Raw genomic sequence first — 20,078 nt, forward strand, 5'->3', positions numbered from 1 at the left:
GACTGTGTCAAGGACCACATCGTTACGCTGAGACATGACCCGGCATTGGTCAGTACATACCCGCCACAAATGTCACTGAGCGAACCACGCCGGTGACGGATCGCTGTTTTTCCTGGCTTTTCCCTGTCAGTTCCGGATCACGGCAGCAAGTCACGGACGACGGCGTCGGCCAGTAACCGACCACGGCGCGTGAGCATCAGCCGGCCGTTCCGCTCGGTCAGCAGATCGTTGCCCACCGCATCCTTCACGGCGTTGCGGCCGGCCTCGTCGAGGACGTCCAGCGGCAGCCCGTCGGCCAGCCGGATCTCGAGCAGCACCCGCTCGACCCGGCGCGTCTCGGCGTCCAGGGTCTCCCGCGCGTACGCCGGGCTGTCGCCGGCCGCGAGCCGCTCGGCGTACGCGGTGGGGTGCTTGACGTTCCACCAGCGGACCCCGCCGACGTGGCTGTGGGCGCCGGGGCCGATCCCCCACCAGGTGTCGCCTCGCCAGTAGAGCTCGTTGTGGCGGCAGCGGGCTTCCGGCGTACGGGCCCAGTTGGAGACCTCGTACCAGCCGAGGCCGGCGTTTGTCAGCAGGTCGTCGGCCAGCACGTACTTGTCGGCGAGATCGTCGTCGTCGGGCATCGGCAGCTCGCCGCGGCGTACCCGGCGGGCGAGTTGGGTGCCGTCCTCGACGATCAGCGCGTAGGCGCTCACGTGGTCGGGCTCGGCGGACAGCGCGGACTCCAGCGACCTGCGCCAGTCCTCGAGGGATTCGCCCGGCGTGCCGTAGATCAGGTCGAGGTTGACGTGCTCGAACCCGGCGGCGGTCGCCTCTTTGGCCGCTTCGAGCGCGCGGCCGGGCGTGTGCTTGCGGTCGAGGATCTGGAGCACGTGCGGTGTGGCGCTCTGCATGCCGAAGGAGACACGGTTGAAGCCGGCCTCGCGGATCGCGGCCAGGTACGCCGGATCGACGGACTCGGGATTCGCCTCGGTCGTCACCTCGGCGCCGGGGGCCAGCCCGAACTCGTCCCGCACGGCGGCCAGCATCCGCCCCAGATCCTCGGCCGGCAGCAGGGTCGGCGTACCGCCGCCGAAGAAGATCGTGTCGACCGGCCGGTCGAGGTCACCGAGCACCTTGCGCGCCAGCCGGACCTCGGCCACCGCGGTTTCGGCGTACGACGCCTGCGAACCACCGCCGCCGAGTTCCTTGGCGGTGTAGGTGTTGAAGTCGCAGTATCCGCAGCGCGCGGCGCAGAACGGGACGTGCAGGTAGAACCCGAAAGGCCTGGTGGCAGCCTCGCGGATCGCGGGCTCCGGCAGCGACCCGTCCCGGGGCGCAACCTCCCCCTCGGGCAGTGTCGATGGCACCCGCCCATCGTACGGGCCGGAAATTCCGAGACCCGATCGCGGTGATTCCGTGGTAGCGCTCCGTGCCTGAGTCGCTACATTCAGCTCATGGAGACCGAGGCTCAGCCCGTCGGAAAAGCCACCCAGAACGCCGTGGTGGTCGCGATCATGCTCGGAATGCTGCTCGCGGCCCTCGATCAGACGATCGTCGCGACCGCGTTGCCGACCATCGTCAGCGATCTCGGCGGCGCCAACCACCTGTCCTGGGTGGTGACGGCGTACCTGCTGGCCGAGACCATCATGACGGCGCTGGTCGGCAAGTTCGGCGACCTGTACGGGCGCAAACGGATGTTCCTGATCAGCGTCGTGCTGTTCCTGGCCGGGTCCGCGCTCTGCGGGATGGCGAACGACATGCTCTGGCTGGTCGGGTCGCGGGCGATCCAGGGGCTCGGCGCCGGCGGGCTGATGGTGACCGCGACGGCGGTGATCGCGGACGTCGTGCCGTTGAGCGAGCGAGGGAAGTACCAGGGCTTCATCGGTTCGGTCTTCGGCGTCTCCACGGTCGCCGGGCCGCTGCTCGGCGGGCTCTTCGTCGACCAGCTGAGCTGGCGGTGGGCGTTCTACGTGAACCTGCCGCTGGGCGTCATCGTGCTGATCGTCGCGGCCATCACGCTGCCGTCGGTCAAGGCGGCGGTGAAACCGGCGATCGACTACCTGGGCATTCTGCTGATCGGGCTGGCCGCGACCGGGCTGACCCTCGTCACGACGTGGGGCGGGAACGAGTACGACTGGCTGTCGCCGACGATCATCGTGATGACGGTCGGGTCGCTGATCGCGCTCGGGCTGTTCATCCTGGTCGAGCTGCGGGCGGCCGAGCCGTTGCTGCCGATGCGGTTGTTCAAATCCGGGGTGTTCTCGGTCTGTGCGTTGCTGAGCTTCATCATCGGGTTCGCGATGCTGGGTGGGGTCACGTTCCTGCCGACGTACCTGCAGTACGTGCACGGCGCCTCGGCGACGGACTCCGGGCTGCAGATGCTGCCGCTGGTGCTCGGGTTGCTGGTCGCGTCGATCGGGGTCGGCACGATCATCAGCAAGACCGGGCGGTACCGGATCTTCCCGATCGTGGGGACGGTGCTGATCGCGGGCGGGCTCTACCTGTTGTCGCTGATGACCAACCACACGGCGTACCTGACCACGGCGGGCTTCATGGTCGTACTGGGACTTGGGGTCGGTCTGTGTATGCCGGTGCCGACGGTTGTCGTCCAGAGCACGGTCGACTACGCGGATCTCGGGGTGGCCACCTCGGGGGTGAGCTTCCTGCGGACGATGGGTAGCTCGTTCGGCGTCGCCGTCTTCGGGTCCTTCTACGCATCGACGCTGCCCGACAAGCTGGCCGGGGCAATTCCTGCAGGCGTCGATCCTCGGGCGGCCGCGTCGGTCGAGGGTTTGCGGCAGCTGCCTGAGGCAGCGCGCGAACCGATCACCGCGGCGTACGCCGACGCGTTGCACGTGGTGTTCCTGGCGGCGGTACCGGTTGCCGTGGTCGGCTTCCTCGTTGCCCTGCTCCTGAAGGAGGTCCCGCTCCGCGACACCGCCCGGGTCGCGGCGGGCGGCAACTCCGGCGTCGGCGACAGCTTCGCCGCACCCGCGTCCTTCGACTCCGAGCACGAGCTGCAGAAACTCTTCGCCCTGGTCGTCCAGAACCACAAACGCAACCCCGGCCCCGAGGTCCTGGCCGAGTCCGGCATCCCGCTCTCGATCGCCCAGGCCTGGATGATCATGCGCGTCTTCCGGGGCGGCGCCGAGAGCGGATCCGCCACCCTGCAGGAAATCACCGGCGACCTCAAGGTCCCACCAGGCGTCTTCGAACCGCTGGCCGCCCAACTGGTCGCCGACGGCTATCTCTCCGAAACCCTGGGCCACTACCGCTTCACCCAACCCGGCCTAGAACTCTTCCAGCGTTTCGTCGGCGCCTACCGAGTCTGGATCCTCGCCCGCCTCGAAGACTGGGACCCCGACAACGCCCCCGCCTTCTCCACCGCGGTCGACAAGATCGCCGAGCAGATGATCGACCGAGGCCAATCCCTCACCACCGGCAAACACTCGGCCCTCACCAACGCCTAGGCCTTCGTCAGGTGGTCGGCGATTCTCAAGGCATTGGCCAGGACTGTGAGAACTGGGTTCACGCCGCCGTTCGTGACGTGAAGGGACGCGTCGGCGACGTACACGTTCTCGTGTCCCCACACGCGGCCGTCGGGGTCGGTGACGGAGTGGGCGGGGTCGGTGCCCATTCGGCAGCTGCCGGCTTGGTGCTGGCCGACGCTGGCTTGGTTGCGGGTGGTGAGGGCGGAGACGGCGGTACGGGTGGCGCCGGCCTCGAGGAGCCAGTCGCGGGCCTTCGCGCTCATGAACGCTTGGGTGCGGAGGTCTTCGGGGTGGATCGAGCCGCTGATCCGGGCGACGGGGAGGCCGAAGCGGTCGGTGACCGAAGGGTCGAGCCGGACTCTGGAGTCGGGTGAGGTGACCTCCTGGATCGGTCCGACGACGCGCATCATCCGGCGGGATTCGTGGCGCATCGCCTGCTTGCTGTCGAGGCCTGTGCGCGGGATGAGGCCGGCGGCCGTCAGATAGTCGTAGGTCGCGGCGGGCGTCGGTACGAACTCGTCGGCGAGCATGCCGCCGCCGATGATGCCGTCGTTGCCGTGGCGGAAGTCGCAGGTCGCGATCGACACTCCTGGGCCGATCAGATCGGACACCTCGTCGTCGAACAGGCCGATCGCGCCCGCGTAGACATGGGCCTGGAGATAGCGGCCGACCTGGTCGTGCTCGTTGCCGATCCCGCTGTTGAGCAACAGCCGCGGAGTCTCGGTGGCGCCCGCCGCGACGACGACCTCAGCGCAGTCCACCGTACGCCGCCAGACGCGACCGTTGTCGATGGCAACCAGTTCGACGCCGGTGACCCTGCCCCCGCCGCCGGTCACCAGGCGCGAGGCCGTCGTCTCCGCGACGAGTGTGCACAGCCCGGTCGCCAATGCGGCCGGCAGCGCGGTGTTGTGCATACCCGACTTGGCCTCGACCGGGCAGGCGAATCCAACACACTGCCCACAGCGCGCACATCCCGGCCGCCCCTGATACTCCACCGAGTTGATCAGCAGCGGTACGTCGAGAGTCCCCCACCCCAACCGATCCGCCGCGGCAGCCAGCAGTCGCGCCGGCTCGGTCCGCGGCAAGGGCGGCATCGGCAACGCAACCGACCGCGCGTCGTGCCACGGATCCACCCCGCCACCACTCACGCCGAAACGCTGCTCGGCCAGGCTGTAGTACGGCTCGAGTTCGGCGTACGTGATCGGCCAATCGGCCAACCCGCTTCCTTCCGGTACGCCGTACGCGCCGGCCATCCCGAAGTCGAGCGGCACGAACCGCCAGGCCTGCGCGCCGTACACCCTCGTACCGCCACCGACCGTGAAGGCGTTGTTCCCCCAGCCACCATCAGGCGGCAGCACCACCCTCGCCGTGCCGTCGACAACCGACACCCGCGGCCGCCCCATCGGGTCAGGATCAGTCGGCGCCGGAAGCCCTGCCACCGAACGGGGATTGCGAAGGTGATCCGAAGCCAACCCGGCGGTCGACGGATAGCTCCCCGTCTCCACCACAAGCACCGACCGGCCCGACTCCGCGATCACCTGCGCCGCAGTACCCCCACCAGCTCCGGACCCGATGACCACACAGTCGTACCGATCAGCGAGCGCCGCCCGCGGCGTCACCGCAAGCTCCGTCTCCGTCGCCTCCCAGGCACCGCCCGCATCGGGCCGCCACCCAACCATCGGCCAGCTCACCGGCGAGGAGTAGTACCCCTGCGCCAGCAGCCGAACCAGCCACGCAATGTCCGGGTCGGCGAGCATGCGCTCCAGCCGATCACCGGCCGGAGCAGCCCCGAGGACGGGAGGCCGAGCGGTGGCGACCGCATTCAGGGCGCGGTCGACGCGTGACCGCCAGTCGGGGCGGTCTTGCTCGAGCACGCCCTCGATGAAGGCGACAGCGCCTGTGTCGGCGGCCGAAGGATAACCATCACGCGGGATCGCCAGGTCTGCCAGTTGCGCGAGAAGCGAACGCTGGTGGTCGGTGAGCTGCATGACCCAAACGTTAGGGCGTGATGACGAGCCGCTGCTCGGAGTCGAGCTCCTTCCAGGCTGTCTCGACCTCGGCCAACGGCACCGCCCGCGCGTCGATCTGTAGCGCCCCCGCCGTGATCACCTCGGCGAGCGCCGGCAGTTCTGCCAAGATGTCCCGCGTCGGCACGGACCCTTGCCCACTCCCGACGATCTGCAACCGCGCAGCACGCAGAGCCGCCGACGGAAGAGCCGCAGTCGGCCCGGCGATCGAACCCACCTCGATCCAGGTCAACGGCCGATCCTTGTCACGGCGACCCGTCACGATGGCTCGCATCGCATCGGCGGTCGGCTCGCCCCAGAGGTAGTCGATGACGACATCGACGTCCGCCGCCACCTCCCCGACCTCACCCAGCGAAGCCGTCACATCGGCACCCGAGAGCGCCGCAAGCCGATCAGCACGACGCCCGGCCGCGATCACCCGTCCCGCACCGAGATGCTTGGCGATCTCGACGGCCAATCGCCCCGCGTTGCCAGTCGCCCCAAGCACCAGAACGCTCTGCCCCGCTTCGAAGCCGACCCGCCGCCGCAACGCGACCCACGACGACATCGCCGGATTCATCGCGGCCGCGATCACCACCGGATCAGTCCCCGCCGGCAGCACGACACTCCGCCGTACGTCGACCAGTGTCCGCTCAGCCATCGCGCCCAGCGTCGTGTCGGGCAGTACGAAGTACCGCAAGGTGCCGTCCGGAAACCGTCCGACCCCGTCGATGCCCGGCACCAACGGAAGGTCGGCGGAGCTCGTGTAGTGCGACCCCGCCGCCTGCGACCGCACCCGCGGATGCAACCCCGCCGCGACCACCTCGGCCACTACCTCCTCCGGCGCCCCTGCGACAGGATCCGGAAAGTCCTGGCAGGACGGCGGAGTACCGAACGAAGTGACGACCGCAGCACGCATGACAACTCCTGAGAATAGGTGGTAATACCATCTAAAGTAGATGGCAATCCAACCTATTGCAAGCTAGACTTCCGGCATGGACGCCGACCCCGAAGCACTGGATCGCCTGGTACAGACCTCCTTCACCGTGATGGCGGTGCTGAGCCAGGCGGCGGCCGCGCACGACCTGTCGCTGACCCAGTTGCGGGTGCTCGCGATCCTCCGCGACCACGAGCCGAAGATCGCCGAACTCGCCGCCTACCTGGGCCTCGACCGCTCGTCGGTGAGCGGCCTGATCGACCGCGCGGTCAAACGCGACCTGGTACTGCGGACCACCAGCGAGGACGACGCCAGAGCCGTCCGCGTCAGCCTCAGCCCGGCCGGTCACCGCCTCGCGCCGACGCTGACCGCGGAGATCGGCGCCGCCCTGACCCCGCTGACCAGCAAGCTGACCCTCGCCGAGCAGCGGAAGCTCGGCGCCCTGCTGACCAAACTTCTGGACTGAGGCGAGATGCAGCTACCAGGCGACGGACATGTGCACACCGAGTACTCCTGGGACGCCGACCAGGGATCGATGGACCTCACCTGCGCGCGAGCCGTCGATCTCGGCGTCCCCTCGGTCGCCTTCACCGAGCACGTCGACTACACGCCGTTCCGGGCCGGCTTCCTCGTGGAGAAGGTGCCCGGCCTCGTCACCGACGGCATCCTGCGTGCCACCGAGCTCGACGCCGAGGGCTACCTGGAGTCGATCGAGAGGTGCAGGGCGAAGTACCCGGAGCTGCGGATCCTCAGTGGGATGGAGATCGGGCAGCCGCATCTGCACGATGCGGAGCTCAGGAAACTGCTTGCCCAAGGCACCTTCGACCGATTGCTCGGGTCGTTGCACTGCCTGCTCGACGGCGATGTGTACGCCGAGCCGTGGGAGCTCTATCCGCATCGTCCTGCCGACGAGGTCTTCCGCGAGTACCTCGCCGACATCCCCCGGATGGTCGCCGGCTCGGAGCTCTTCGAGGTGTTCGCCCACATCGACTACCCCATCCGCTCCTGGCCCGACACCGCCAAGCCCTTCGCACCGGAAGACTTCGAAGACGAGCTGAGGCAGGCGCTGCGGTCGCTGGCCGATGGTGAGCGCGCCCTGGAGATCAACACCCGGATCCCCTTGCACCCGACGATCCTCAAGTGGTGGCCAGAGGAAGGCGGTGAGCGCGTCACCTTCGGCAGCGACGCTCACCTGCCGGAAGCCCTGGCGACGGGTCTCGCCGAGGCGGTCGCGGTTGCCGAGGCGTACAAGTTCACTCCTGATCGACGGCCCGAACTGCCCTGGCGGCTAAAACGCTAGCTCGACAGGTTGGTGCTCGAGGGGCTCGGAGGCTGGTGACCGGCGGAGGTAGAAGTCCAGCGTGATGCTGTGCCGGGTGAGGACTTCCAGCTGGAAGGTCCTCGTTCCACCTCCGCCGGCCAGGCCTTGCTGATCAGGGACCGGCTGGTACGTCGTGCCCACAACCACCACTTCGGACGGGTCGTGGTCGAGATGCCAGCGGTAGCCCGTCGCCGGGCTCTCCGGCAGCGCGATCTCCACGGGTCCACCGGCGACGGCGATCCGGAGTAGTGAGCGTTCTTTCATCGGCCTGACCAGCCTCGACTGTTGGTTTACGGGTACCAGTAATTGTCCTGGACAGATCCGGCCGAGCCGATCGACCAGACCTCCATGCTGTTGGGGATCCGGGAGACCGCCGCGATGCCACCGTTCGGCGAGACACCCCCGCCGGGTGTCAGCTCGAACGTTTGCCAGTTGGCTCCGTCGTACCAGTACGAGTCGCGCAGTGAACCGTTCGCGCCGGTCCACCACAGCTCCATGCTGTTCGGGATCCGCGAGACCGCCGCGATCCCGGCAGTCAGCGAGGCACTCCCCGCCGGGGCCAACTCGAAGCCCTGCCAGGTACCGCCGTCATACCAGTACGAATCGTGCAGCGAACCGTTCGCGCCGACCCACCAAACCTCCATGCTGTTGGGTATCCGCGACACCGCCGCCACCCCGCCGCCCGGCGAAGCGCTACCGGCCGGCGCCAGCTCGTACCGTGCCCAGTTGTTGCCCTCATACCAATAGGCACCCTGCAGCGAACCGTTCGCGCCGACCCACCAAACCTCCATGCTGTTGGGTATCCGCGACACCGCCGCCACCCCGCCGCCCGGCGAAGCGCTACCGGCCGGCGCCAGCTCGTACCGTCCCCAGTTGCCGCCCTCATACCAATAGGCCCCCTGCACGGAACCGTCGCCGCCGATCCACCAAAGCTCCATGCTGTTGGCGATGCGTGACACGGCCGCGATCCCGCCGTTCAGTGAAGCGCTGCCGCCGGGGGCCAGCTCGTACCGTCCCCAGTTGCTGCCCTCGTACCAATAGGCCCCCTGCACGGAACCGTTACCGCCGACCCACCAAACCTCCATGCTGCTGGGGATCCGGGACACCGCCGCCACCCCGCCGCCTTGCGCCGCACTTCCCGCCGGGGCCAGTTCGAAGCCTTGCCAGGGATTGCCTTCGTACCAGTACGAGTCGCGCAAGGAGCCGTCAGCGCCGACCCACCAGACCTCCATGCTGTTCGGGATCCGGGAGACGGCCGCCACCCCGCCGCCTTCGGACGCACTCCGCGGCTGGGCCAGCTCGAAGCCACGCCAGCCGCCCGGCACCTTGACACCCTCGACGCCGTACATCGGGAACCGGTTCAGCGATCCGCTGCCGTCGCGGTCGTTACTGGTGTCGTCGATCCCGCACTCGCCGTACCCGATCCGGAAGAATCCGTTGTCACCCCAGGCCGCGCTCCACGAGTTCTTCGCGATCCAGCACCGGTCGGCATCGGAGTACCCGACGATCTCGACGCAGTGATATCCGGCGCTGTTCCCGGTGCTGTGCCGGTAAACGCCGGTGTGGCTGAAGAAATCGTCATAGACCTGGAAAACAGCGCACACCGGGCCGCGATTGGCGAGCCATTGTTTACGTTCCGCCGTCGACACCAAGGTGGAATACCCGGTCGGTGTGTAAAGGCGGGCATCGCGGTTCGGATCCAGCTTGCAACTGGGATTTCCACTGGCGTCGAAGGCACTGGAGTACGGAAACATCTCCTCCAGTGGCACGCCGCGCCGGATGCACTCGTCCAGCGCGCTGCTCGGCCACCAGCCGCCGCAGCCGGGTCCGTGGGCCGAGCAGAAATGCAGATCCGCTTCGCTCAGGTCGACGACGTCCCCGGTCGCGATCGACACCGTCGACTCGATCGTCGCGCAGGTACAGAACGACACGCACGAGCCGCATCCCCCCTGATCCTTGACCGGAGACACGTGATTGCGTCCTCCGACATCGCGCCAGTCCACGGCGGCCGGCAGGTTCCCGATCGACACCGCGGCGCGCGGCCGCTGGTTGATCTCGGCCACCAGGTCGCGTGGAACCGTGACGCCGAGCAGCCGGGCGTAGAGCTCCGCCCGGCGCTCCGACGGCTGATCCGCCCCGGCCGCCGCCCGGCCCGGCGCGGCCGGGCCGATCAATGCCTGAAGTTCTGCCAAATCGTCGATCGATGACATCGAATTCCCTCCCCAAGGGTTTTTCAATTTGCAATCATCCGGCTACTTCCGGTCATGATTGCTATCACCCTCCTCTCCGCCAGAAAGCCGGTCAACCGCTCTTTCCGACCTTTGCACGCAAGGGCATCCGAACGGGAGGACGAAGCGCCGCCCGGGTAATCCGGCGCTGCGCGATGAGGCTGATCAGGGCCAGCAGAATCGTGAACGCGGTGTACCAGAACACAGCCGGTACCTCACCAAGCGGACCCACCAGCTGCCCCTCGATCACGATCGGCACGCCCAGCGCGAGGTACGAGACGAGGTAGATCCCCGCCACCACGCCCGCCCGCTGGTGCGCCGCCGCCAACGGGAAGATCAGCCGCAACGAAGCAGTGAACGAAGCGCCGAACCCAACCCCGGCAACAGCCTGCCCGACGATCATGACCGCCAAGCTGCCGACCAGTACGCCGGTGATGATGCCGGCAGCCCCGATGATCGACGCGTAGATCCCGATCGTCATCGCCCGCCGCGGCGCGACCCCAGCAAACGCCAGCCCGATCACCGCCGACACGGCCGGTGCGACGAACCCCGCGAAGCCACCGAGCAGACTGCTGTCCGAATGGAAGACGCTCCGCACCATGCTCGGCGCCAGCCCGCCCGACAGCCCCGCAAGCATCCAGACCGCGGCCACCACCGGAGCAGCGGCCACGAACTCCCGCCGGGTCGCCGCCGGGAACGAGATCCGCGGAATCAACGACCGCGCCGCCCCTGACGTACGGACCACGCTCTCCGGCGAGAACGCGACCACGCCGATCCCCAGCACAGTCGCGACCGTCAGTACGACGAAGATGATCGTGTTCGCCGACGACGTGAACTGGATCGCGAACCCGGCGAGCAACGACCCGCCACCAAGCCCGCCGGTCAGCCCGACGCTGCCGAGGATCGTACCGAGCCGCTTGCGGTCAGCCGGCGCGACCTCGACGAGCATCGCCGTGAAAGCACTCGTCGCCGCACCGCTCGCCACCCCCTGCACGATCCGCCCGCCGATCACCCACCCGACATCGGCGGCGAACAGAAAGAGCAGATTCGACGCGAGCTGGACGACCAGCGCGCCGATCAGTACCGGCCGCCGGCCGACGTAGTCGGACAGCGAGCCCACCGTCAGTACGGCCGCGAGAAACCCGATCGCATAGACGGCGAACGCCAACGTCAGCATCGAGGGAGCGAAGTCGAACCGCTCCTTGTAAACAACGAGCAACGGCGTCAAAGCGCCCGCCGCCAGGTACATGCTCGTGAACGTGATCGCCGCCCCCGCCAGCGCGACTCCCGCCGGCAGGGTGCGGGTCCGTGATGTTGACACCAGTACTCCTCAGTCAGTGATGACGACGACGCCCGAAGGCGCATCCAGAGCCGCCACCGTGAGCGAGGCGGCGCGATCGATCTGCACCCGCGGCTCGGCGGGGATCTGCTCCTCGTTGTAGGTGCCCGGGCCGTAGAACTGCCCGTAGCTCAGGACGACGCCGCCCTCGGCCAGCACCGACTTCTCGAGCGACGCGACGGCCACCGCGTCAGGCCCGTCCGGCAACTGCCACGCGACGCTCTGCACCAGCAGCTTCGGCGAGCCGACCTGCCGGGCGGCCTCGATCAGGTTCTGGTTGCCTTCGGTCCGGATCCGGGCGTTCAGCTCGGCGTGCGCGCCGATCTGCGCCAGGTCGTCCGGCAGGTCGGTCAGCTCGTTCAGGATCAGGTCGGGTTTGAAGTCGGTCACCGCCTGGATCAGCGCGTCGCGGTCGAAGACGTCGCACAGGATCGCCTCGGCGCCGAGCCGCTCGAGCAGCTCCGTCTTGGCCGCCGACCGGGTCATGCCGCCGACCACGTGCCCGTCCTCGACCAGCAGCGGGATCAACCGCTGCCCGATCTGCCCCGATGCGCCCGCCAGAAAGATCCTCATCGCCATCGTCGTTCTCTTCTCTCGATTGATTCTGGATATTTGATATCCAGATTGTGCTCATGACTGTAGGCACTGACTACATCGGAGTCAAGTCAGCTACTCGCCGACGGCTTCCGGACCGGCCTCCTCGGCGGCCCAGTCGTCCAGCAGGCCGGCGATCCGGCCGAGGATGTCGCGCGCGATCTCGTACTCCACCACCCCGAACTCGGCCGCGAATCGCCGCTCGAGCTCGATCAGATGACCGTGGCCGTCGGCGGACACCTCCCGCCCGTGCTCGGTGTACGTCACCAGCTTGGCCCGCCGATCCGCCGGATCCGGGCGCATCTCCAGGATGCCGAGGGCGACCATGTCGCGGACCACCTCACCCATCGACTGACGGGTGATCCCGGCCCGCTCGGCCATGTCGATGGCCCGCGAACCACCCTCGGCCAGCGTCGCGAAGACGGAGTTGTGGGCCGGCTTGACCTCCGGATGACCGCGCAGATGAGCGATCCGCACCATGTCGGCCTGCATCGCCCGGTTGGCCCGGTCGATCAGCGCGATCAGCGGCTTCCGGTCGAGCCGAGGACGATCAACCCTTGACATCCGTAAGGATTCCTTCCAATATTTCGACAGGAATCCTTACAGTATCAGGAGCGACGATGGACACCAAGGAGCTACGCCCCCTCGTGGCCGGCCTGTTCGCCCGGGGCCGCCGGCGGACCACCCGGATCGCCGTCGAGCAGGAGTTTCTCGTCGCCGACACCGCGACCGGCGCCGCCGTACCGATCGAGCGAGTACGCCGAGCAGCCCGTACCGCGCACGCCGCGCCGTACGTCAGCTTCGAACCCGGCGGCCAACTCGAGCTCAGCCTCCCCTGCACCGACGACCCGGCCGGCAGCCTCTGCGCCTACACCGAGGACCTCCAACGCCACCTCACCGCAGCGGGAATCCAGCTCGACGCCCAGCCCTGCGACCCGCGTCCCGAACACGAGGTCCCGCTTCAGCTGACAACCCCGCGGTACGTCGCCATGCACCGCCACTTCGACACGATCGGTCCCGCCGGCCGCCGCATGATGCGCCGAACCGCATCCACCCAGGTCTGTCTGGACTGGTGGCCGGGCGAGGCCGGCATCGAGCAATGGCGAGTCCTCAACCTCGCGGGCCCCTTGCTGGCCGCCAGATTCGCTCGAAGCTCAGGCCTCGGCAGCCGCCTCACCACCTGGCTCCGCACCGACCCAGCCCGCACCGGCTTCGACGACCGCCTACTGCATGCGGACCCAGTCACGGCGTACGCCGAATTCGCAGCCGCAGCCAAGGTCTTCGTCACCGGCGGCGCCGCCGACCACCTCAGCACGCTGTTCCCACCAGTCCGGCCGCGCGGAACGTACCTCGAGGTTCGCTTCCTCGACGCCCAGCAACCAGCTGAGGTGGGTCCCGTGATCACGGCTCTGGCCAGTCTCATGTACGACGACGCCCTCCGCCGCCGGACCCTTCGCCTCCTTCAAACGCAGGCGCCTCAGCTGGCCGACCACTGGCACGCGGCAGCGATGGGAACCCTCAGCACCGCAGATCGGCTACTACCCGAATTGGAGCCGGCCGCATGAACAGCGTCCTCTTCATCACCGACCCGCTCGACGGCCTGCAGGCCGACATCGACGCCACCATCGGCATGATGAGCGCGACCCAGGACCTCGGCCTCGACGTCTGGTCCTGCCAGCCCGCCGGCCTCATCGTTGCCAACGGCAAGCTTCACGCCAGGGCCCACCGGATCAGGCTCCGGCCACGGCATCCGGCCGGCGGCGACCACCGCTGGATCGTCGATCGTCGCTGGTACGACGAACTGGCGACCGCCGTCGTCGAGGTCGCCACCTTCGACCTCGTGCAACTGCGCATCGATCCACCCGTCGACGAGCGCTACCTCCACACCACCTACCTGCTCGATCTGGCCGGTACGCCGGTGGTCAACCGCCCCGACGGAGTCCGCGCGATGCACGAGAAGCTGATCGCCCTGCGCTTCCCCGGCCTCTGCCCACCGACGTTCGTCGGCGCCGACGTCGCAGGCCTCCGCGAGTTCGTCGCCGGCACCGGCACCGCGGTCGTCAAGCCCGTCGACGGATTCGCCGGTCTCGATGTGTGGCTGGTCAGCAATGACCACGCCGCGCTGTCGCTCCTGGAGTCGGCCACGCACGGCGGCCGTCGCCAGGTGATCGCCCAGCAGTACCTACCGGCCGTTGAACACGGCAACAAACGCCTCTTCCTGCTGGACGGCGAGATCGTCGGCGCCGTACTCCGCAGGCCGTGCGCCGACGACTTCCGGATCGGCCCGCCGGTCGCGCCCGCCGACATCGACGACGCCGACCGGGCGATCGTCGACGCGCTCCGCCCGCAGCTGCTCCAGCACGGAATCGCCATCGCCGGCCTGGACGTGATCGGCGGCCGGCTGATCGAGGTCAACGTCACCTGCCCCGGCGGCATGCACAAGACCGACGCCCTGCTCGGCACCCAGCTCAGTCACACGATCGTCAGCCACCTCGCTGACTCGGCCCGTCACTTCGAAGGAGTACTCACATGACCACCATCACGATCGTCTGCATCGCCCTGATGGGCGTCCTGCTGTTCGGGCTCGGCGCCAACGTCACCCGGTGGCGGGTGATCCGTGGCAAGAACGGCGGCCCGCAAGCGTCGACCGACCCCGCCGACCGGCTGCTCATCGCGGTCCGGGCGCACGGCAACGCCGCGGAGTACATCCCGACCATGATCGTGCTGCTGCTGGTCTGCTCGGCACTGTCCGACAGCTGGTGGGTCGACGCCCTGTCGGTCGCGGCGCTCGTAGTACGGACCGTGCACGCCGTTGGCATGCTGACGTCGAAAACCCTCGCCGAGCACGGCCCGCTCCGTGATATCGGTGCCCTCGGCACCTATCTGGTCGGCATCACCCTCGGAATCACCGCGATCGCCGTCATCTGACCGGACGCCGGCTGACTGGCCGTCAGCCGGCGCGGCGTCAGCCGGCGCGGCGTCAGCCGATCGGGGCGATCGTCTTCGCTCGGGCTCCTTCGTAGGCGGCGAGCAGGATGCCGAGGACGGCGATGCCTTCCTCCTCGGTGTGCAGCGGGCGGGTCTTGCCGAGCAACGAGTCGGCGAAGTGCCCGATCTCCGCGACGAAGGTGTCGACGGATCCCAGGTCCACGGTCTCGGTCTCACCGGTTCGGAGCTGAGTGGTGAGCGATTCACCGTCGCTGCGCAGCGATCCCAGCTCCCCGACGACGGAGAACCGCTCGGTGCCAGGCGCCGGCTGGTAGGCCCAGCTCGTCACCAGTTGCCCGACGACGCCGTTGTCGAACCGGATCAGCACCTGCGCCGAATCCTCGCCCTCCATGAACTTCAGCCGATGCGTCGACAGCATCGCCGTCGCCTCGACCGGCAGCCCGCCGGCCAGGTGCAACATCAGGTACGTCGGGTGGTACCCGGTGTCGATCAGCTCGCCACCACCACTCGTCTTCGCGCTTGCCCGCCAGCCCATGTTGGCCGGATCGAAGTTGTTGTAGAAGCTGTCCGTGGTCCGTACTTCGTACACGGTGCCGATCGTGCCGGCCTCCAGCAACTCCTTCGCCTTCGCCACCGCCGGCATGAACAACTGGTTGTGCGCGCACATCAGCGTGACGTTGTTCTCGGTGACCGCCTTGCGCACGTCGGCGGCCTCGTCCGCCGACAGGCACAACGGCTTCTCGCAGAGAATGTGCTTGCCTGCTTGGGCCGCGGCCACGATCGCGTCGCGGTGCAGGTGATGCGGGAGGCAGATGTCGACGGCGTCGAGTTCCTCGGCTTCGAGCATCTGCAGATAGTCCGTGTACGCCGTTGCGCCCAGCTCCTCGCCACGCGCCTTGGCCGTCTGCTCGACCGCGTCGGCGACGGCGGTGATGCGGATCTTGGCGGCGTGCTCGTGGTAGCCCTTGATGTGGGCGGAGGCGATCCCGCCACCACCGATGAGGCCGACCTTGAGTTGCGTCATCAGCTGATCACCTTCCCGTCGTACGCGATGGAATCGCCTTTCGTGGCAGCCTCGTTGGCGGCGACGACGAGGCGGGTCAGCTCGACGGCGCGGGCGAGGTTGTCGTCCGCGCGGGTGCCGTCGGTGATGTGGGAAACCCATTGGGCGAACGGGTCCGGGCTGTGCTCAGGTACCGGCAATTGGTTGCCCTTTACCCGGAGTACGTTGCCTTCGTCGGTGTAGCTGAGGCTGCCGTCGGTACCGAAGATCTCGATCGTGAACGGGTTCGGGCTGGCGAACCCCGCCTCGATCACGCCGAGCTTCTGGTCCGCGTAGCCGACGGTGACGACGGCGTTGTCCTCCAGGCCGCGGCCGGCCACCGACCGATAGATCGCGCTGACGGTCTCGGGGTCGGCTCCGAGGAACAACTGCAGCAGATAGATCGGGTGGCAGCCGAGGTCGGTCAGTGCTCCCCCGATGGCCGCCTTCGGATCGAAGAACCGCTGCGGCAGCCAGCCTTCGTTGCCGTTACGCGGGATGGCTCCGTCGTGGGACAGGCGCACCCTGCCGTAGGTGAGTTGACCGAGGACTCCGCTGGCGATCACTTCGCGGATCGCCTGCGTGTACCCATGCGCAAGCCGCGGTAGTGAAACCACCAGTTTCACTCCGTTGGCATCCGCCGCCTCGATGATCTCGGTCGCCTCGGCAACCGTCGGCGCCAGCACCTTCTCGGTGAAAATGTGCTTCCCCGCGTTGGCCGCCTTGACCATGATGTCGCGGTGCACGTCGGTCGCGGTGGTGACGATGACCCCGTCGAGATCGTCCCGCTGCAGCAGCCCGTCCAGATCCTCCGTGAACGGCACCCCGAACTGCTCCGCCCCCGCCCGCCCCAACTCGACTTCGTCATCCCAGACGGCCACCAACTCCGTCCCCGGATGCTCCTGCGCCTGCCGGGCGTAATCCCTCGCATGAACGTGCCAGAACCCCAGAACAGCAACCTTGAGCGGTGTACCCACCAGCTCCTCCTAGCGAAATAGATTCCGCGATCCCCGCCACATTACAACGATGAACTGACTCCCGACAGACACCGCGAGTCCCCCTCCCACCCCTCGGACACACCCCCGCCCGCCCCCGTCGAGCGGATGGCGTGGACTCGGTTGGTGCGGGGTCAGGGGGTGGGGCGGTTGAGGGCTACCGCTCGTTCGAGGAGAGCTGGGTCTTGGAGGGTGTTGGGGTGGGCTTGCATGCGGGTTACTGCGACGAAAGCCTCGGCGATCGACCGGTCTTTGAGGGTTGCTTGGAGGATTTGGTTCATGGCCCAGCGTTGATGTTGGACCGGTTCGGGGACTTCGGCGCCGGTGAGTAGGTCTTGGCGGGCTGCGTCGCTGCCGGCTGAGATGGTCCAGGCGGCGTCGACGACTACTTGCAGGCTGGTGAAGTACGACGTTGCCTGGGTTGTCAGGTCGGGGTTGCTGTTCAGGTACTCGGAGAGGCAGGAGGCGTGGAGGGCGGCTGAGCTGAGGCCCTGGCCGTAGATGGGGTTGAAAGAGGCGACCGCGTCGCCGACAGCAATCAGGCGAGCGGGGAAGTTAGCTAGGCCGATGAAGTCGCGGCGGCGACTGTCGGCTTGATGGTAGGTCTGGACCTCCGAGGTAGCTGAACCGCTGGAGGCTTTGGCGAAGATCGGTGGGAGGTCGGTGCAGGCGGCGCGGAAGGAATCGATCGACTCCGCCGCCGGGTGGTGCTCGTACGACATCAGCATCACCAGCCACTGGTCATTCTCGACCCAGCCCGACAGCTTGGTGCGCATCACCGATCGGCGCCTGCTCCTCCAGATCGTGATAGACGACCTGCTGATCGCTGCCCGCGAGGTACCCACCCAACGCCTCCGCCTCAGCAGCAAGCCCAGGCAGCCATCGCTCCAACTGCTGCAATCCACCCGGCAACAACACATGCCCATGCCGATCCTGCGGTACGCCGGAACGCCACCGCCCCGCCAGGTCGACCTCGTCACGCTCGACGACCACCACCCGCCGCGCATGATCAGCAAGCACCCGCGCAGCCAGCAACCCAGCCACACTCCCACCCATCACGCAGGCCGTCTCAAACAACACCGACAGCCGCTCCGGCACCCCCACCCCGGTAAGCCGCTCGAACACCGCCACAGCCGATTCCGACATCCCACCTCCAACACCAACGGTAGGTGCCGACCAACCCCAAGGAGCCCGGCCCGCTAAGACGATTCCCGGAAGGGCAGAAGTAAGAGCTGTCAGTACCTGGACTTCTGCTGGGCCGGATCCCCACCCAGACCGAGACCATCGCGCAGCATCGTGACGATCAGCGGAACGAGGCCGAGCAGCGACACCACGTCGGCGAAGCGATCGCGGCCCGCCCACGGGAGCAGGATCGCGCCCGCCATCAGCAGCGAGACCAGGACGATCGCTCCCCGCAGCTTGACGGAGTAGCTCCCGTACGGTCGCCGGAACAGGTAGTAGGACGCCAGCAGGATCCCGAGGAATCCGGCGACCTGCACGATCGACGAGAACACACCCGCGCCGGCGACCTGGCCGAACACCCCCTCGCCGCTGCCGCTGCTCAGGGCGAACAGGCCGGCCACCAACGTCGCCAGGGCGATCCAGAATCGTGCGGCGCTCCAACCGCCGGAGGCGGGCGGCGTACCGGTGTCGCTTTCCCGCAACGCGCTGACCCGGAGCGCGAGCCGACCATCGGTCAGCCATTTCGGTGCCGACTTCACCAGGCCGAGTACCAGCAGGCCGGAGAAGTACTTCGCGTTGATCCGCTGCTCGACGTCTTCGCCGGTCAGGTGAGCGCATTGTTCGACGAACAAGGCAAGGAAGGTCTGGTACGAGTCCCGCAGCAGCGAAGTCGGCGAGGCATCGTGCTGCTCGACCCCGGTGACCTCGAACTCACGGGCGTTGATCGCGCTCTGCGGCTTGCCGGGGATGGAGTACTTCACCCGGTCGTACTTGAGCTTCGTCACCCGCTCACCGATCGGCCGCAGCGTACTGACGCTGTCGACAGGGATCTTCTCGACCACCCAGGAGGTCCGGACGACCTCGATGTCGAGCGCCGGGACGAAGCCCGCGGCCTCGAGCAGGGCGTCGAGAGTATCGGGCGATCCGAGGGTGGGAGCGTTCGATCGATGAGGCGCCGCCTGCTGCAGCCAAGGCCACATCGCCTCCCAGGCTCCCGCCGTGTCCGGATGACTCCAGTCCACGACGATCTCGTTCTGGAGCACCTGGCCCTGACGTGCTTCCTCGGTCAGCCGCCGGAAGGTGAGCTTGTCGACCCCGCCCTGCTTACGGTGCCTGAGGTACCAGCCGCGCTCGAACAGCGAGTGCTTCGCCGTGTCGAAGTACCGGTCGACGATGGTGGCGTTGTCGTCGACCCGGTTGAAGCGGTATCCCCGGATCAGGTCACTGGTGGTGTCCAGGCTGCGCGCGACCTCCTCGTACTTCTCGTTGGAGGCGAGCATCACCTTCGCCTCCATCTTCTCCTGCAGCCCCTGCGACCGGGCATGGATGACACCTCGCTCGAACTTCGACTCAGTCACCTCACGACCGCCGAAGTCGTTCTCCAGTGACCGGGTCATCTGCAGGAGCTCGAGCCGCCGGCTGCTGTCGATCAGTTCGATCTCGAGCCGGGCCTCGTCGATGGCCTCGCCCAGCGCGGTCTTGTAGCGGGACTTGTCGAGCGCGACCTCGGCCAGCTCCGGCTCGCCGGTCCGGACGGCGATCCAGGTCTGCCGATCGGTCTCGACGTCGAAGATCCGGCGTAGCCCGAGAGCTCCGAGCGTCACGGCCAGGCCGTCGCGCACCAGTTGGCGTTGCAGGTCTGGGGGAATCGTCTCCAGCAGACCTTCGGCGATCATCGTCGCGGTGACCTGGCCGAGGACGTCGCCCATCGCCCCGTCCCGCGGGCTCTCGATCTCTTGACGCTCCGCGACCCCGCCGGATTGTTTCGCGGGTCCCTTCAAAGTCAGCCGGAAGTCACCGGCAGACTCCCGGATCCGTAGCGACCAGCCGCGCCGGTACAGCAGCTGGTCGCGGTTGTCGAAATACGTGTCGGTGTGGATCTTGCGCGAACCCGGGCGCAGCGCGATGCCACTCAGCTCGGCTGTCGTGTCGACGGCCGTCCGGACGGCCTCGACCCTGGCGAGATCGAGCTCCAGCCGTGATTCGATCTCGTTGACCATTCCGGCTCCTTC

19 protein-coding genes are annotated in these 20,078 nt (G+C 67.8%); 6 read left to right on the forward strand and 13 right to left on the reverse strand.

The genetic code is table 11. The annotated features are described in order from the left end of the window. Positions 1–137 precede the first annotated feature (137 nt). Positions 138–1,349 (reverse strand): radical SAM family heme chaperone HemW, encoded by a 1,212-nt coding sequence (gene hemW, locus ABD768_RS14730; RefSeq protein WP_344841004.1) that lies wholly within the window; start codon positions 1,347–1,349, stop codon positions 138–140. A gap of 87 nt (positions 1,350–1,436) precedes the next feature. On the opposite strand from hemW, the gene ABD768_RS14735 reads away from it, so the two are divergent. Next, entirely contained in the window at positions 1,437–3,452 is a 2,016-nt protein-coding gene (locus ABD768_RS14735) for an MDR family MFS transporter (RefSeq protein WP_344841006.1), read from the forward strand. Here ABD768_RS14735 and ABD768_RS14740 read toward each other — a convergent pair. Both ABD768_RS14740 and ABD768_RS14745 read right to left on the reverse strand, forming a co-directional pair. Then, a complete protein-coding gene (locus tag ABD768_RS14740; protein ID WP_344841008.1) occupies positions 3,449–5,461 on the reverse strand; it encodes a GMC oxidoreductase in 2,013 nt (670 codons plus the stop codon). The genes ABD768_RS14735 and ABD768_RS14740 overlap by 4 nt on opposite strands. A gap of 10 nt (positions 5,462–5,471) precedes the next feature. Beyond that, complete coding sequence (locus ABD768_RS14745) at positions 5,472–6,398, reverse strand: zinc-binding alcohol dehydrogenase family protein (protein WP_344841010.1); 927 nt, start codon at positions 6,396–6,398, stop codon at positions 5,472–5,474. A gap of 76 nt (positions 6,399–6,474) precedes the next feature. Here ABD768_RS14745 and ABD768_RS14750 point away from each other — a divergent pair, with 76 nt between their 5' ends. Together ABD768_RS14750 and ABD768_RS14755 are read left to right on the forward strand one after the other, a co-directional pair. Next, positions 6,475–6,882, forward strand: a complete 408-nt coding sequence (locus tag ABD768_RS14750; RefSeq protein ID WP_343984056.1) for a MarR family winged helix-turn-helix transcriptional regulator — start codon at positions 6,475–6,477, stop codon at positions 6,880–6,882. 6 nt (positions 6,883–6,888) lie between these two features. Next, positions 6,889–7,716: a PHP domain-containing protein gene (locus ABD768_RS14755; RefSeq protein WP_344841012.1), complete on the forward strand. Its 828-nt coding sequence runs from the start codon at positions 6,889–6,891 to the stop codon at positions 7,714–7,716. Here ABD768_RS14755 and ABD768_RS14760 read toward each other — a convergent pair. The 5 genes from ABD768_RS14760 to ABD768_RS14780 form a co-directional block, all read right to left on the reverse strand. Then, a complete protein-coding gene (locus tag ABD768_RS14760) occupies positions 7,705–8,001 on the reverse strand; it encodes a protease inhibitor I42 family protein (protein WP_343984060.1) in 297 nt (98 codons plus the stop codon). The genes ABD768_RS14755 and ABD768_RS14760 overlap by 12 nt on opposite strands. A 26-nt stretch (positions 8,002–8,027) precedes the next feature. Continuing rightward, a complete protein-coding gene (locus tag ABD768_RS14765; protein WP_344841015.1) occupies positions 8,028–9,947 on the reverse strand; it encodes a beta propeller lectin in 1,920 nt (639 codons plus the stop codon). Between the two features lie 91 nt (positions 9,948–10,038). Further along, on the reverse strand, positions 10,039–11,286 hold the full coding sequence (locus tag ABD768_RS14770; RefSeq protein WP_344841017.1) for an MFS transporter: 1,248 nt from the start codon (positions 11,284–11,286) through the stop codon (positions 10,039–10,041). A gap of 9 nt (positions 11,287–11,295) precedes the next feature. Next, a complete protein-coding gene (locus ABD768_RS14775; protein WP_343984066.1) occupies positions 11,296–11,877 on the reverse strand; it encodes an NAD-dependent epimerase/dehydratase family protein in 582 nt (193 codons plus the stop codon). A gap of 96 nt (positions 11,878–11,973) precedes the next feature. Next, positions 11,974–12,462: a MarR family winged helix-turn-helix transcriptional regulator gene (locus ABD768_RS14780; protein ID WP_343984068.1), complete on the reverse strand. Its 489-nt coding sequence runs from the start codon at positions 12,460–12,462 to the stop codon at positions 11,974–11,976. A 56-nt stretch (positions 12,463–12,518) separates the two neighbouring features. On the opposite strand from ABD768_RS14780, the gene ABD768_RS14785 reads away from it, so the two are divergent. From ABD768_RS14785 to ABD768_RS14795, 3 genes are read left to right on the forward strand one after another with little or no spacing between them, the layout of a single operon-like run. After that, positions 12,519–13,463, forward strand: coding sequence for a glutamate-cysteine ligase family protein (locus ABD768_RS14785; RefSeq protein ID WP_344841019.1), 945 nt, complete (start codon positions 12,519–12,521; stop codon positions 13,461–13,463). Beyond that, positions 13,460–14,431 (forward strand): ATP-grasp domain-containing protein, encoded by a 972-nt coding sequence (locus tag ABD768_RS14790; RefSeq protein WP_344841020.1) that lies wholly within the window; start codon positions 13,460–13,462, stop codon positions 14,429–14,431. Before ABD768_RS14785 ends, ABD768_RS14790 begins: the two co-directional genes overlap by 4 nt. Next, a complete protein-coding gene (locus ABD768_RS14795) occupies positions 14,428–14,826 on the forward strand; it encodes an MAPEG family protein (protein WP_343984074.1) in 399 nt (132 codons plus the stop codon). The genes ABD768_RS14790 and ABD768_RS14795 overlap by 4 nt, the downstream gene beginning before the upstream one ends. Before the next feature lie 52 nt (positions 14,827–14,878). On the opposite strand, the gene ABD768_RS14800 is transcribed toward ABD768_RS14795, so the two are convergent. The 5 genes from ABD768_RS14800 to ABD768_RS14820 form a co-directional block, all read right to left on the reverse strand. Continuing rightward, a complete protein-coding gene (locus tag ABD768_RS14800; RefSeq protein WP_344841021.1) occupies positions 14,879–15,871 on the reverse strand; it encodes a Gfo/Idh/MocA family protein in 993 nt (330 codons plus the stop codon). Beyond that, the gene (locus tag ABD768_RS14805) at positions 15,871–16,866 is read right to left on the reverse strand and encodes a Gfo/Idh/MocA family protein (RefSeq protein ID WP_344841022.1); all 996 of its coding nucleotides are present in this window, start codon (positions 16,864–16,866) and stop codon (positions 15,871–15,873) included. The genes ABD768_RS14800 and ABD768_RS14805 overlap by 1 nt, the downstream gene beginning before the upstream one ends. Positions 16,867–17,018: 152 nt before the next feature. Beyond that, the gene (locus ABD768_RS14810; RefSeq protein WP_344841024.1) at positions 17,019–17,663 is read right to left on the reverse strand and encodes a hypothetical protein; all 645 of its coding nucleotides are present in this window, start codon (positions 17,661–17,663) and stop codon (positions 17,019–17,021) included. Further along, positions 17,626–18,030 (reverse strand): NAD(P)-binding protein, encoded by a 405-nt coding sequence (locus tag ABD768_RS14815; RefSeq protein ID WP_344841026.1) that lies wholly within the window; start codon positions 18,028–18,030, stop codon positions 17,626–17,628. Before ABD768_RS14815 ends, ABD768_RS14810 begins: the two co-directional genes overlap by 38 nt. An 89-nt stretch (positions 18,031–18,119) precedes the next feature. After that, on the reverse strand, positions 18,120–20,066 hold the full coding sequence (locus ABD768_RS14820) for a CYTH domain-containing protein (RefSeq protein ID WP_344841027.1): 1,947 nt from the start codon (positions 20,064–20,066) through the stop codon (positions 18,120–18,122). Between the last annotated feature and the right edge of the window lie 12 nt (positions 20,067–20,078).

Source organism: Kribbella ginsengisoli (assembly GCF_039537185.1).
In the GTDB taxonomy this organism is placed as follows: Bacteria; Actinomycetota; Actinomycetes; order Propionibacteriales; family Kribbellaceae; genus Kribbella; species Kribbella koreensis.